This window comes from Stenotrophomonas sp. PFBMAA-4 (genome assembly GCF_030053215.1).
In the GTDB taxonomy this organism is placed as follows: Bacteria; Pseudomonadota; Gammaproteobacteria; order Xanthomonadales; family Xanthomonadaceae; genus Stenotrophomonas.
Genome location: NZ_JASGBW010000033.1, coordinates 40,647 through 54,025 on the forward strand (window position 1 = coordinate 40,647; position 13,379 = coordinate 54,025).

At 70.0% G+C, this 13,379-nt stretch carries 11 protein-coding genes and 1 tRNA gene; all 12 read left to right on the forward strand.

From position 1 onward, the window contains the following. The first annotated feature begins 1 nt into the window (after position 1). The 12 genes from QMZ26_RS17680 (at position 2) to QMZ26_RS17735 (ending at position 13,376) form a co-directional block, all read left to right on the forward strand. Positions 2-1,345 (forward strand): HAMP domain-containing sensor histidine kinase, encoded by a 1,344-nt coding sequence (locus QMZ26_RS17680; protein ID WP_283222211.1) that lies wholly within the window; start codon positions 2-4, stop codon positions 1,343-1,345. A gap of 68 nt (positions 1,346-1,413) precedes the next feature. Continuing rightward, positions 1,414-3,801: a DNA internalization-related competence protein ComEC/Rec2 gene (locus QMZ26_RS17685; RefSeq protein ID WP_283222212.1), complete on the forward strand. Its 2,388-nt coding sequence runs from the start codon at positions 1,414-1,416 to the stop codon at positions 3,799-3,801. 3 nt (positions 3,802-3,804) lie between these two features. After that, entirely contained in the window at positions 3,805-4,467 is a 663-nt protein-coding gene (locus QMZ26_RS17690; protein ID WP_108746355.1) for a MotA/TolQ/ExbB proton channel family protein, read from the forward strand. A gap of 3 nt (positions 4,468-4,470) precedes the next feature. Further along, a complete protein-coding gene (locus tag QMZ26_RS17695; RefSeq protein WP_108759598.1) occupies positions 4,471-4,893 on the forward strand; it encodes a biopolymer transporter ExbD in 423 nt (140 codons plus the stop codon). Continuing rightward, complete coding sequence (msbA, locus tag QMZ26_RS17700; RefSeq protein ID WP_079221381.1) at positions 4,890-6,638, forward strand: lipid A export permease/ATP-binding protein MsbA; 1,749 nt, start codon at positions 4,890-4,892, stop codon at positions 6,636-6,638. Before QMZ26_RS17695 ends, msbA begins: the two co-directional genes overlap by 4 nt. Next, positions 6,638-7,657 (forward strand): tetraacyldisaccharide 4'-kinase, encoded by a 1,020-nt coding sequence (gene lpxK / locus QMZ26_RS17705; protein ID WP_283222213.1) that lies wholly within the window; start codon positions 6,638-6,640, stop codon positions 7,655-7,657. Before msbA ends, lpxK begins: the two co-directional genes overlap by 1 nt. 75 nt (positions 7,658-7,732) lie before the next feature. Beyond that, entirely contained in the window at positions 7,733-8,506 is a 774-nt protein-coding gene (kdsB, locus tag QMZ26_RS17710) for a 3-deoxy-manno-octulosonate cytidylyltransferase (protein WP_079221383.1), read from the forward strand. Beyond that, a complete protein-coding gene (locus QMZ26_RS17715; protein WP_283222214.1) occupies positions 8,503-8,991 on the forward strand; it encodes a low molecular weight protein-tyrosine-phosphatase in 489 nt (162 codons plus the stop codon). Before kdsB ends, QMZ26_RS17715 begins: the two co-directional genes overlap by 4 nt. Then, the gene (locus tag QMZ26_RS17720; protein ID WP_283222215.1) at positions 8,988-10,400 is read left to right on the forward strand and encodes a hypothetical protein; all 1,413 of its coding nucleotides are present in this window, start codon (positions 8,988-8,990) and stop codon (positions 10,398-10,400) included. The genes QMZ26_RS17715 and QMZ26_RS17720 overlap by 4 nt, the downstream gene beginning before the upstream one ends. Further along, entirely contained in the window at positions 10,397-12,241 is a 1,845-nt protein-coding gene (uvrC, locus tag QMZ26_RS17725; protein WP_283222216.1) for an excinuclease ABC subunit UvrC, read from the forward strand. Before QMZ26_RS17720 ends, uvrC begins: the two co-directional genes overlap by 4 nt. A gap of 17 nt (positions 12,242-12,258) precedes the next feature. Beyond that, a complete protein-coding gene (gene pgsA, locus QMZ26_RS17730) occupies positions 12,259-12,885 on the forward strand; it encodes a CDP-diacylglycerol--glycerol-3-phosphate 3-phosphatidyltransferase (RefSeq protein ID WP_079221387.1) in 627 nt (208 codons plus the stop codon). A gap of 415 nt (positions 12,886-13,300) precedes the next feature. Next, positions 13,301-13,376, forward strand: a tRNA-Gly gene (locus QMZ26_RS17735). The last annotated feature ends 3 nt before the right edge of the window (positions 13,377-13,379 follow it).

A 13,379-nucleotide genomic window follows, 5' to 3' on the forward strand; every position in this document is an offset into this window, starting at 1 on the left:
GATGGCCAGGCAGATCCGTTCGATCACCCTTGGCCTGGCGTGGCGCCTGTTCCTGGCGCAGGCATTCACTGTGTTGTTCGCCGTGGTGGCTCTGATCCTCACCTGGGGTGACAAGGAATCCTGGGGCATGGACATGTTCACCGCCGAGGACGTGGCCAAGGCGGTGCACAGCCAGGGCGCGCACCTGGTGCTGGACGAACCGCGCTGGCAGGCGTTGAACGAGCGCGCCGGTGGCAACCTGTGGTTCGTGGCTGTCGATGACCGTGGCCTCTGGCTGGAGCGTGGCAAGGTGCCAGCGCTGCACGCGCCGCTGCTGGCACGACTGCCGGCACTGGGTGCCACTGAAGTCGGATCGCTGGTGCCGCCCTATCTGGATGTCGCGCGGGTGATGGTGCGCAACGAGGACGGCCGCCGCATCACCGTGATGGCCGGTGGCGCACCGAAGGGCGGGCTGGTGGATGGCGCGCTGATGGTGCTGCGGCTGATCGGCTTCTGGTTCTTCCTGCCGCTGATCGTGGTCACCCTGCTGGTGATGCCGACGGTCATCCATCGTGCAATGCGCGGTGTGCGCAGGCTGGCGCAGCAGGCCAAGGAACTGGACATCGGCCAGCCCGGCGCGCGCCTCGACGAACAACTGGTGTCCACCGAGGTCGCGCCGCTGGTGGGGGCCTTCAACGATGCCATCGACAAGGTGCAGCAGGGTTACGCTGCACGCGACAAATTCCTCGCCGATGCCGCGCATGAACTGCGCGTGCCGATCGCGGTGGTGCAGGCACGGCTGTCGCAGCTGCCGCAGGGCGAACTGAAATCGCAGCTGCTGACCGACGTCGCGCGGCTGGGCAACGTTGCCGAGCATCTGCTCGACCTGCAGCGCCTGGACCGCAACGTCAGCGCGCTGCAGCGGGTGGACCTGGCTCACGTGGTGCGCGAATCGGCGGCCGAGCTGGCGCCGCTGGTGGTCGGCGCGGGGTACGGCTTCGAAGTGGATGCGCCGGACGAACCGGTGTGGATCCAGGGGGATGGCCTGGCGCTGGGCCGGGTGATGGCCAACCTCGTGCACAACGCCATCGTCCACGGTGGCGGCCGCGGCATCATCTGCGTGCGCCTGGACGTGCAGGGCCTGCTGGAGATCAGTGACCAGGGCGCGGGCGTGCCGGTGGGTGACCGCGAGGCGATCTTCGAACCTTTCCACCGCCTGCGCGCTGCCGGCAGTGGCAGTGGCCTGGGCCTGCACCTGGTCAAGGAAATCGTGCAGCACCACGGGGGCACTGTCAGCGTGGCCGAAGCGGTCGGCGGCGGCGCCAGCTTCCGGGTCAACTTCCACCGCGCCACCGTGCGCCGCTGAGGTCGCCCACAGCAATGCGCGGGCTTGCCTGATAGGCAGGCCTGGCGCCGCACGGCGACGCTGCGCCGATGCGTACCGTTGCCGTGGTTGCACCCCTGCTGGGCCCCGCCTGCGCCGCCGCCCTGGTGCTGGGTGCGCTGGTGTGCGTGCTGCTGCCGGCGCTGCCGCCGCGCTGGCTGTGCATCAGCCTGGTGCTGCTGGCGCTGCCAGGCTGGGCATGGCGTTGGCGCGGACGGGTGCTGGCCGCGGCCGTATTCGGCCTGGCCTGGGCCAGCTGCCATGGGCACGCCGCCCTGCAGCAGCAGGTGCCTGCCGCGGCAACGGCGCAGGATGTCCTGGTGCGTGGCCGTATCGTCGAGCTGCCGCAGGTGCGCAGCGACCACAGCCGTTTCCTGTTCGATGTGGCCGAGGCCGAAGGAGTGCCAGCGCTGCAGGGGCGGCGCCTGCAGGTCAGCTGGCATGATCCGCGCCGTACGGGGGCCGTCGATCCGCTGCGCCGCACGCTGCGTGCCGGCGCGCATTGGGAGCTGCCGCTGCGCGTGCGGCCGCCGCGCTCGCGGATCAATCCCGGCGGCTTCGATGGCGAGCGCCACGCGCTGCTGCAGGGCCTGGCCGGCAGCGCCAGCGTGCGTGCGCCTGGACGCGCGCGCCAGCTGCGTGCCGCGCACGGCCTGGCCGCATGGCGCGAGCGCTGCAGCGCCGCCATCGCCGTGCAGGTGGGCAGTCCCTCGGCGCGATTCGTGCAGGCCCTGGCGCTGGGCGATACCCGTGGCCTGACCGATACCGACTGGGAGCAGCTGCGCGCGCTGGGCCTGACCCATCTGATCGCGATCTCCGGCTTCCATGTCGGTCTGGTGGCTGGCTTTGCCGCCCTGCTGTGCGCGGGCCTGTGGTGGCTGTGCCCGGCGCTGGCACGTGCCTGGCCGCGCCCACAGGCCGCCGCCTGCGCCGCCGCATTGGCCGCTGCGGGCTATACGCTGCTGGCGGGCAGCGAGCTGCCCACCGTGCGAACCGCGCTGATGATCGCTGCCGTGGCGCTGGCGCGCGCCAGCCGGCGGCCATTGGGCACGGCGCCCGCGCTGTCATTGGCGGCGGCGGTGATGCTGCTGCCGGCACCGCTGGCGGTGCTTTCGGCAGGGTTCTGGCTGAGTTTCGGCGGTGTGCTGTGGCTGTTGTGGTGCCTGCCGCAGCGCCCGCCGGCTGGCATCGGCGGCATGCTGCGCGCGGCGCTGGCCGGGCAGGGCGTGGCCAGCGTGGCGTTGCTGCCCCTGGCGGTGGTGCTGTTCGGCGGCACCTCGTGGCTGGGGCCACTGCTGAACCTGCCGGTCATTCCCTGGTGGAGCCTGCTGGTGGTGCCGCTGGCCCTGCTCGGCACCGGCCTGCAGGCGCTGCATGACGGGGCGGGCGCGTGGCCGTGGCGCGCGGCGGCCTGGCTGTTCGATCTCAGTTGGGGGCTGCTGCAGCCCGTGGCGCAGCACCCGAAGGCGATGTGGTGGCTGCCGCAGGCCCCCGGCTGGGCGCTGCCGGCGGCCCTGGCGGGGGTGTTCTGGTGGTTGCTGCCGCGCGGCGCTGGAGGGGGCCTGGCGGGCGCGCTGCTGTGCCTGCCCCTGTTGTGGCCGGCCGTGCCCGGGCCGCGGCACGGCGAAATGGAACTGCTGGTGCACGACGTGGGGCAGGGCGCGGCGGTCCTGCTGCGCACGGCCACGCATGCGCTCTGGTACGACGCCGGGCCACCCGTCGGCCAGGGCCAGGAGCGCGTCCTGCTGCCGGCCGTGCGCGCACTGGGGCAGGCACCGCCGGTGCAGCTGCTGCTCAGCCACGATCATCTTGATCACGCTGGCGCTCTGCCGGCCCTGCGCGGCGCGCTGCCGGACCTGCAGGTGCTGGCCCCGCCGGGCAGCCCGGTCGAGGGCGCCCGGCCCTGTGCCCAGGGCCTGCGCTGGCAGTGGGATGGGGTGGACTTCCAGGTGCTGCACCCGCCGCCCGCTGGCAGCGAGCATGACAACGAAGCCAGCTGCGTGCTGCGGGTGGCCAGTGCGCACGGGGTGGTCCTGCTGCCCGGTGACATCGGCCGCCAGGCCGAGCAGCAGCTGCTGCAGGCCGGACCTGCGGCACTGCGCGCCGATGTGGTGCTGGTGCCGCACCATGGCAGTGGCGGCAGCTCGACGGCGGCCTGGGTGGCGGCGGTGAAGCCCCGGCTGGCGGTGGTTTCGGCCGGCCACCAGAACCGCTTCGGCCACCCGAAACGTGACGTAGTGCTGCGCTGGCAGGCGGTGGGGGCGGAGGTGCTGAACACGGCCGAGTCCGGCGCCATCCGCGCATGGCTTGGCGCACAAGGGCTGCAGGTGCGTGAACAGCGTATCCACGCGGCCCGGTGGTGGGATGCCGCTGGGCGGGCGCGGTCGGCTGCTATCCTATCGCCGATCGAACAAGCGGCCGTTGGGCCGGAGGGTTGAAACGTGTGGGAACTGGTCAAGGCCGGTGGCTGGCCGATGGTGCCGCTGCTGCTGTTGGGCGTACTGGCTTTGGCGATCGTCCTGGAGCGTTTCTGGTCCCTGCGGCGCAATGAGGTGCTGCCGCCTGGCCTCGGCCAGGAAGTGCGCAACTGGGCCGCACGCGGCAAGCTCGACCCGGCGCACCTGCAGACCCTGCGGGCCAATTCGCCGCTGGGCGCGCTGCTGGCCGCCGCGCTGGAAGCCCGCAACCGCCCGCGTGACCAGATCCGCGAGCGCATCGAGGACACCGGGCGCCACCTGGTCCACCGCATGGAGCGCTTCCTCAATGCGCTGGGCACCATTGCCTCGGCGGGCCCGCTGCTCGGCCTGCTGGGCACGGTCATCGGCATGATCCAGATGTTCCTGGGCATCCTCGACCACGGCGTGGGCGACGTGAACCAGCTGGCCGGTGGCATCGGCAAGGCCCTGGTGTGTACTGCCACCGGCATGATCGTGGCCATCCCGGCGCTGATGTTCCACCGCTTCTTCAAGGGCCGGATCCACGGCTACGTGGTGGAGATGGAGCAGGAAGCCAGCGCATTGCTGGACACGCTGGACGGTCGCCCGGGGGTGATGAACCCGGCACCGGCCCCGCGCGCCGCCGCCCCTGCCACGGCCAAGGCCTGATCGATGCGCATCGGCAACGACCGATCCCAGGATGAGCCGCATATCGATCTGGTTCCGCTGATCGACGTCATCCTGGTACTGATCATCTTCTTCGTGGTCACCACCACGTTCGACGCGCGCTCGACGCTGCAGGTGCAGCTGCCGACCGCCAGCGACCAGCAGACCAGCGAGGCGCCGCGTTCGCTCAGCGTGCTGATCAACGCCGATGGCCGCTACTTCGTCAACGACCAGGAAGTGCTGCGCACCGACGTGGAATCGGTCAAGCAGACCATCGCGTCGGTGGCCGGCAGCGACCGCCAGCAGACCGTGCTGCTGCGCGCCGACGCGCGCACTCCCTACCAGGCCGTGGTCACCGCGCAGGATGCGCTGGGCCAGCTCGGCTTCCGCCGTATCGCAATCGCAACAGCGCCAGAGGTGCGTCCATGAGTTCCAATCACGCGCCGGTGTGGCCGATCTACAAACGCCTGCTTGGCTACACCCGGGCCTACTGGGTGTTCATGGTGGCCGCCGTCATCGCGATGGTGGTCGAGGCCCTGGCCGGCTACCACTTCACCAAGCTGATGGAGCCGCTGGTCAACGACGGCTTCGTCGACCCGCAGCCGCGCGCCGCCGTGGTGCTGCCGCTGACCATCCTCGGCCTGTTCCTGATGCGCAGCCTGGCCACCTGGGTCAGCGACTACACGCTGGCCAAGACCGGCCGCAGCGTGGTGCGTGACCTGCGCGAGCAGGTCCTGGACAAGTACCTGCACCTGCCGTCCTCGCACTTCGATACCGAAGCGACGCCGGTGATGGTCAGCCGCCTGAACTTCGATACCGAGCAGGTCACCCAGGCCAGTGCGGATGCACTGAAGACCATGGTGGCCGACACCCTGACCATCATCGCCATGCTGGTGGTGATGCTGCAGATGAGCGTCAAGGTGACCCTGGCCATGCTGCTGGTGGTGCCGCTGATCGGCGCCATCGTGTCCTACGTGGGGAAGCGCTACCGGCGCATCAGCCGCGGCATCCAGGATGGCATGGGCACCATGGCGCAGACCGCCGAGCAGTCGCTGGCCGCGCAGCAGGAAGTGAAGGTGCACGGCACCCAGCAGCACGAGATCAGCCGCTATTCGCGCCTGGCCAACCGCATGCTGGCGCTGAACATGAAGGTCGAAGTGACGCGCGCGGCTGCCTCCAGCGTGGTCCAGTTCCTCGCTGCGCTGGCGCTGGCGGTCATCGTCTGGGTGTCCACCCGCGAAGCGCTGGCCGGCAAGCTCAACGCTGGCCAGTTCATGGGCCTGATGACCTCGATGATGGCCATCATTCCGTCGCTGCGCCGCCTGACCAGCGTGCAGACCTCGATCTCGCGTGGCGTGGCCGCCGCCGAGCGCCTGTTCGGCATCATCGACATGCCGGTCGAGCGCGACGCCGGCCGCACGCCGCTGCAGCGCGCCCGCGGTGAGCTGGCCTTCGAGCACGTCATGCTGCGCTACCGCGCCGACAGTGGCATCGCCCTGGATGACATCAGCTTCGTCGCGAAACCCGGTACGGTCACCGCCATCGTCGGTCGTTCCGGCAGCGGCAAGACCAGCCTGATCCGCCTGGTGCCGCGCTTCTATGAGCCCAGCGGCGGCCTCATCACCCTGGATGGCGTGGCCCTGGACGACTACGCCCTGGCTGACCTGCGCCGCCAGGTGGCCATGGTCGGGCAGAAGGTCATGCTGTTCGACGACACCATCGCCGCCAACATCGCCTATGGCATGGAAGCGACCGAGGAGCAGATCCGTGCGGCGGCCGAGGCGGCCAATGCCTGGGAGTTCATCGCACGCATGCCGCAGCAGCTGCAGACCCCGGTGGGCGAGAACGGTGCGCTGCTGTCCGGTGGCCAGCGCCAGCGCCTGGCGATCGCCCGCGCGATCCTGCGCGATGCGCCGATCCTGATCCTGGATGAGGCCACCGCGGCGCTGGACAACGAATCCGAACGCCTGGTGCAGGACGCCCTGCAGCGCCTGATGCCCGAGCGCACCACCCTGGTGATCGCCCACCGCCTGTCCACGATCGAACACGCCGACCAGGTGCTGGTGATGGACCATGGCCGCATCGTCGAGCGTGGCACCCACAAGGAACTGCTGGAAATGGGTGGCCTGTACCAGCACCTGCACAGCATGCAGTTCCGCGAAAGGCAGGACTGATGGCAGGCAAGGGTACCCAGACCCCGCCGTACTGGTACGACGGCAGCCCGGTTCCATTGCCGATGCGGCTGCTGGCGCCGGTCTACGCCGGCGTGGCCGCCCTGCGCCGGCGCCTGTACCGCCGGGGCTGGTTCAAGCGCCATGCGCTGCCGGTGCCGGTCATCGTGGTCGGCAACATCACCGCCGGTGGCACCGGCAAGACGCCGCTGACCATCGCCCTGGTCGAGCGCCTGCGCGCGGCCGGCTGGAAGCCGGGCGTGGCCAGCCGCGGCTACGGCCGTGAAGAGGCGGACAAGGCGCGCTGGGTCGAGGCCGATACGCCGACCGCGCTGGGCGGTGACGAGCCGGTGCTGATCGCGTGGAAGACCGGCGTACCGGTGCGCGTGGACAGCGACCGCGTGGCTGCCGGCAAGGCGCTGATCGCGGCCGGCTGCGATGTCATCGTCTGCGATGATGGCCTGCAGCACTACCGCCTGCAGCGCGACATCGAGATCGAAGTCATCGATGCGCAGCGTCGCTACGGCAATGGCCGGATGATCCCCGCAGGGCCGCTGCGCGAGCCGGTCAGCCGCGCCGACGAATGTGATTTCCGCGTGGTCAACCTCGGCCAGGCCGATGAAGCCACCGCCGCCCAGGCCTGCGGCTTCGGCCAGTGGCCGATGGGCCTGCACATCGACAGCGCGCAGCCGCTGCCCGGTGGCCGGCCGCGACCGCTGGCGTACTTCGCCGGCCAGCGCGTGCATGCCGTGGCCGGCATCGCCAACCCGCAGCGCTTCTTCGACATGCTGCGCGCGCGCGGCATCGGCGTGGTGCCGCATGCCTTCGCCGACCACCAGGTCTACCAGCCGCAGGACCTGTCCTTCGGCAGCCAGTTGCCGGTACTGATGACCGAAAAGGATGCGGTGAAGTGCCGCGCCTTCGGCAATGACTGGCACTACGCGGTGCCGCTGCGCGCCGAGCTGCCGGCCGCCTTCTGGGTGGCGCTGACCGACCGCCTGGACAAGCTGCGCCCGAACTGAGCGGCCGCGCGGCGCTTGCAATCGCCTGCCGCCGGCCGCATTCCTGCTGTATCGCGCCTGCCGAGTACCGCCCGCATGACTGAATTCGTCGTCGCCATCCCGGCCCGCTACGCTGCCTCGCGGCTGCCGGGCAAACCGCTCCGCCTGCTGGGCGGCGAGCCGCTGGTGCTGCACGTGGCGCGCCGCGCGCTGCTGGCCGGTGCCCGCGAAGTCTGGGTGGCTACCGATGACACGCGCATCGCCGATGCGCTGGATGGCCTGGCCGAGGTGAACGTGGCGATGACCGCGGTCAGCCACGCGTCCGGTACCGACCGCCTGGCCGAGTGCGCGCGCATCGCTGGCTGGTGCGACGAAACGGTGGTGGTCAACCTGCAGGGCGATGAGCCATTCGCCCCGGCGGCCGGCATCCGTGCGGTGGCCGAGGCGCTGGTCGAAGGCGATGCGCCGATGTCGACCCTGGCCACGACCGTCGAGGATGCCCACACTCTGTTCGACCCGAACGTGGTCAAGCTGGTGCGCAACGTACGCAACGAGGCGATGTATTTCAGCCGCGCGCCGATCGCCTGGCATCGCGATGGCTTCGCGCGCAGCCGCGAGGCCTTGCCGGAAGGTCATCGCTGGCTGCGGCATATCGGCATCTATGGCTATCGCGCCGGCTTCCTGCAGCAGTTCGCGGCGATGCCGCCGGGCCAGCTCGAGCAGGTCGAGGCGCTGGAACAGCTGCGCGTGCTGGAAGCCGGTTTTCCGATCAGCGTGGCGATCTCGCCCGAAGCCTTCCCGCCGGGCATCGACACGCCCGAAGACCTCGCCCGTGCCGAGGCCCTGCTGCAGTCCATGGCTGCGCGATGAACCTGCTGGTCGTCTGCCTGGGCAACATCTGCCGCTCGCCGATGGCCGAGGGCGCGCTGCGTGCCCGCCTGCAGGCCTCGCCGCTGGCCGGCCGGGTGCAGGTCGATTCGGCCGGCACCGGCGACTGGCATGTGGGTGAGCCGCCTGACCGGCGCGCCATCGCCTGCGCGGCCGGCCATGGCGTGGACATCGCCGGGCTGCAGGCCCGCCAGCTCCAGCCCGGGGATTTTGAGCGCTTCGACTGGATCCTCTGCGCCGACGAGGCCAACCTGCGCGACGCCGCGCGGCTGGCCACGGCCGCCCAGCGCGGGCGCCTGTCGCTGTACCTGCCATGGTCGGGCGGGCAGAGCGCGCAGGCGATCCCTGATCCGTATACCGGTGGCAAGGACCATTTCGAGCAGGTCTGGGCGATGGTCGACCAGGCGGCGCAGCGTGCCGTGGCACGACTGTTGCATGACGCCGACTCCGGCATAATCAGGCCATGAACGCACAGCCTGTCCAGGACCTGCCCGAGTTTGCCACCTGGCTCAATGCCGCCCCCTGCACCCTGACCGAACTGCGCGGCCGGCCGGTCGCGCTGCTGTTCGTCAATGCCGCATCGGCGTGGAGCATGCAGCGGCTGGCCGAGTTCGGCCAATGGCTGTCGCGCAACCCCGGACGCCTGCAGCCACTGGTACTGAACGTGCCGCGCTTTGATTTCGAGCGCGACGCCGGCGCCGCTTTGAAGCTGTTGCGCAGGCAGGGCCTGTCGATGCCGGCACTGCTGGATGCCGACTGGGACGGCTGGCGCCGCTTCGGTGTGACGTCCTGGCCGACCGTCATCCTGCTTGACGCGCAGGGCCGCGAGCAGCAGCGCCTGGTCGGCCTGGGTGCGCCGGGTGAGCTGGAGCGCGCCTTGAACGATCTCTGCGAAGGCGCGCCGCCGGCGCCGTCGCGGGGCGGCAGCGAACTGCATCCCGAACTGCCTCATCCGTTGCGTTTTCCGGCGGGCCTGGCGGTCAACCGTGATCGCCTGTACATCGCCGACAGTGGCCGCCATCGCATCCTGGAATGCAGCCACGGCGGGCGCGTGCTGCGCCAGTTCGGGCTGGGCACCGCCGATTTCATGGACGGCAACCTGGCCGAAGCCGCGTTCCACCGCCCGCAGGGGCTGGTGCTTGAGCGCGAGTCGCTGTACGTGGCCGACACCGGCAACCACGCGGTGCGGCGGATCAACCTGGCGACCGGCCAGGTCGATACGCTGTGCGGCAATGGCCGCCCCGGCACGCCCGTCGAGGGCCCGGTGGCGCAGCCGCGGCAGGTGGCGCTGGACCATCCGGTCGGCCTGGCCATCGCCGACAACCAGCTGCATATCGCCATGGCCGGCGACAACCGGCTGTGGAGCTTCCACCTGGGCCTGCGCAGCCTGCAATGGCGTGCAGGCAGCGGCGCCATCGACGAGCGCGACGGCAGCGGGCACATGGCCGCCTTCGCCCAGCCGACCGGACTGGCGGTGGTGCAGCAGGTGCTGTACGTGGCCGATGCGCTGGGGTCCTCGATCCGTGCGGTGCAGCTGCGTGGCGATCTCGTGCAGACCCTGGTCGGGCAGGGCACCTGGCGTTTTGGCGCCGAAGACGGCCCGCGCGGGCAGGCCAGCCTGCAGTACCCACAGGCCATCGCGTTGAGCCCGGACGCACCCGTGCTGTGGATCGCCGACACCGGCAACGGGCGCCTGCGCACCCTGCGCCTGGGCGGCGGTGATCTGGTCACCCAGCCCCTGCCGCGCCGCCTGCATGGCCCGGCGGGACTGGCAGTGGGTGCCGGTGCGGTGTGGATTGCCGAGACCGACGCGCACGCCGTGCTGCGTTTCGACCCGGACAGCGGCGTGCTCAGCGAAGTGCCGATCAGCGAATGACCGACGTCACCGCCCCGGCCTTCGACGGCAAGGCCTTCGCGGCCCAGTTGAGCACCGCACCCGGCGTCTACCGCATGTATGCGGCTGACGACACCCTGCTGTACGTGGGCAAGGCGCGCGCGCTGCGCAACCGCGTCGGCAGCTACTTCAACGGCAGCCCGAAGAACGCGCGCATCATGTCGATGCTTTCGCAGATCGCGCGCATGGACGTGACCGTCACGCGCTCGGAAGGCGAAGCGCTGCTGCTGGAAAACCAGCTGATCAAATCGCTGTCGCCGCGCTACAACGTGTCCCTGCGCGACGACAAGACCTATCCGCATGTGCTGCTGACCCGTGAGGACTGGCCGCGCATCGCCCTGCACCGCGGCCCGCGCGCCATTCCCGGCCGCTACTTCGGGCCGTACCCGGGCGTTACCGCGGTGCGCGAGACGCTGAACCTGATGCACAAGCTGTTCAAGCTGCGCAGCTGCGAGGACAGCGTTTTCCGCAATCGCTCGCGGCCCTGCCTGCAGTACCAGATCGGCCGCTGCAGCGCGCCCTGCGTGGACCTGGTACCGGCACAGGAATACGCCGAATCGGTGCGCCGCGCCACGCTGTTCCTGGAAGGCAAGAGCGACGAGCTGACCCGCGAGCTGGGCGAGCAGATGCAGGGCGCCAGCGAGGCGCTGGAGTTCGAGCAGGCCGCGCGCCTGCGTGATCTCATCGCTTCGCTGCGCAGCATGCAGACCCGCCAGTACGTGGATGGCCGCGCCGCCGACCTGGACGTGCTGGCCGTGGCCATGCAGGGCACGCAGGCCTGCGTGCTGCTGCTGGCCTTCCGCGATGGACGCAACCTCGGCACCCGCCCGTTCTTCCCGCGCACCAATGGCGAGGACAGCCCGGAAGAGGTGCTGGCCGCGTTCGTGTCGCAGTACTACATCGAATTCGAGCCGCCGCGCGAGATCCTGCTGGATCGGCAGATTCCCGACGCCGACCTGCTGGTGGCCGCACTCTCTGCCTCGGCCGAACGCAAGGTGCAGCTGAAGTGGAACGTGCGTGGCGAGCGCGCCGGCTACCTGGAGCTGGCCAGCCGCAACGCGCAGCTGACCCTGGCCACCGAACTGAACAGCCGCAACGCGCAGCACGCGCGCAGCGAGGCCCTGCGCGAGATGCTGGGCCTGGCCGAGCCGGTCAAGCGGGTGGAGTGCTTCGATATCAGCCACACCATGGGCGAAGCCACCGTGGCCTCGTGCGTGGTGTTCGATGCCGCCGGCCCGGTGCGTGCGCAATACCGCCGCTTCAACATCAGCGGTATCGAGCCCGGCGATGATTACGCGGCCATGCACCAAGCCATCGACCGCCGTTTCCGCCGCGCGGTGGAAGAGCAGGGCGTGCTGCCCGACGTGCTGCTGATCGACGGTGGCGCCGGCCAGCTGGCCCAGGCACAGGCCGCCCTGGCCGACCTGGGCGTGGAGGGGGTGCTGCTGGTGGGCGTGGCCAAGGGCGTGGAGCGCCGTGCCGGCCACGAAGCGCTGGTGATGCCCGATGGCTGCGAGCTGCGCCCGGGCGCGGCCAATCCTGCGCTGCAGTTCATCCAGCAGGTGCGCGACGAAGCCCACCGCTTCGCCATCACCGGCCACCGCGGCCGCCGGCAGAAGGCCCGCATGACCAGCAAGCTGGAAGACATCCCCGGCATCGGCCCGCGCCGGCGTGCCAGCCTGCTCAAGCATTTCGGCGGTCTGGTCGGCCTGAAAGCCGCCGGTGAGGCGGAAATCGCCAAGGTCGAAGGCATCAATGATGCCCTCGCCGCACGCATCTACGCTAACCTGCACGGGTTGGCCACGCCTGACCCGGCCGAGTAGAGAGAGAAGCAAGCCGCATGAAGTTGACCCTGCCCACCTGGCTGACGTTGTTGCGGATCGTGATGATCCCGGTGCTGGTGCTGGTGTTCTACCTGCCCTACACCTGGACCAATTTCGCATCCGCGGCGATCTTCGGCCTGGCCGCCATCACCGACTGGCTCGATGGCTGGATCGCGCGGCGGTACAAGCTGGAATCGGCGTTCGGCGCCTTCCTCGATCCGGTGGCGGACAAGCTGATGGTGGCCGTGGCGCTGTTCCTGATCGTGCAGGGCCACCCGACGCCGTGGATGGCGTTCTGGGCGGCGGTGATCGTCGGCCGCGAAATCGCGGTGTCGGCGCTGCGCGAGTGGATGGCCGAGCTGGGCCAGCGCGCCAAGGTGCGCGTGGCGATGATCGGCAAGGTGAAGACCACCGCGCAGATGGTCGCGCTGCTGTGCCTGCTGTATTCGGTGGCGCCGAACGTGCCGGTCAACGACATCTGGATGGGCCCGCCGGTGTTCCATATCGGCGACTGGACCCTGGCCATCGCCGCGGTGCTGACCCTGTGGTCGGGCCTGCAGTACCTGCATGCCGCCTGGCCGAGCCTGCGCGAAGACGAGCGTGCCGCGCGCGAGCGTTCGCGGCAGAAGAAGCTGGGCAACTGAGCTCCGGGGTCGGATCCCTTTCCGCAGGAAAGGGCTCTGACCCCACGGTCGCGCCCATCCACGCATGGCGTGGATCTACCGGGGTGGGATGCCCCCATCCACGCATGGCGTGGATCTACCGGGGTGGGATGCCCTCCATCCACGCATGGCGTGGATCTACGGGGGTGGGATGCCTCCATCCACGCATGGCGTGGATCTACCGGGGTGGGATGCCCCCATCCACGCATGGCGTGGATCTACCGGGGCGGGATGCCTCCATCCACGCATGGCGTGGATCTACCGATGATGCACCGACACATCGCGCGCCGTAGTAGATCCACGCCATGCGTGGATACGCCATGCCGAAGCGCTGCGAAATCCCCCGAAAAAAACCGCTTGACGCCATTCCCAGAACAGGTAGAATTTCGCCTCCCAAGCGGGAATAGCTCAGTTGGTAGAGCGCAACCTTGCCAAGGTTGAGGTCGCGAGTTCGAGTCTCGTTTCCCGCTCCAGAT

What these genes read in the sequence shown, in the direction of transcription:
- QMZ26_RS17680 (WP_283222211.1), top strand. Translation starts at nt 2, where the DNA reads ATGGCCAGGCAGATCCGTTCGATCACCCTTGGCCTGGCGTGGCGCCTG.
- QMZ26_RS17685 (WP_283222212.1), top strand. Translation starts at nt 1,414, where the DNA reads ATGCGTACCGTTGCCGTGGTTGCACCCCTGCTGGGCCCCGCCTGCGCC.
- QMZ26_RS17695 (WP_108759598.1), top strand. Translation starts at nt 4,471, where the DNA reads ATGCGCATCGGCAACGACCGATCCCAGGATGAGCCGCATATCGATCTG.
- msbA (WP_079221381.1), top strand. Translation starts at nt 4,890, where the DNA reads ATGAGTTCCAATCACGCGCCGGTGTGGCCGATCTACAAACGCCTGCTT.
- lpxK (WP_283222213.1), top strand. Translation starts at nt 6,638, where the DNA reads ATGGCAGGCAAGGGTACCCAGACCCCGCCGTACTGGTACGACGGCAGC.
- kdsB (WP_079221383.1), top strand. Translation starts at nt 7,733, where the DNA reads ATGACTGAATTCGTCGTCGCCATCCCGGCCCGCTACGCTGCCTCGCGG.
- QMZ26_RS17715 (WP_283222214.1), top strand. Translation starts at nt 8,503, where the DNA reads ATGAACCTGCTGGTCGTCTGCCTGGGCAACATCTGCCGCTCGCCGATG.
- QMZ26_RS17720 (WP_283222215.1), top strand. Translation starts at nt 8,988, where the DNA reads ATGAACGCACAGCCTGTCCAGGACCTGCCCGAGTTTGCCACCTGGCTC.
- uvrC (WP_283222216.1), top strand. Translation starts at nt 10,397, where the DNA reads ATGACCGACGTCACCGCCCCGGCCTTCGACGGCAAGGCCTTCGCGGCC.
- pgsA (WP_079221387.1), top strand. Translation starts at nt 12,259, where the DNA reads ATGAAGTTGACCCTGCCCACCTGGCTGACGTTGTTGCGGATCGTGATG.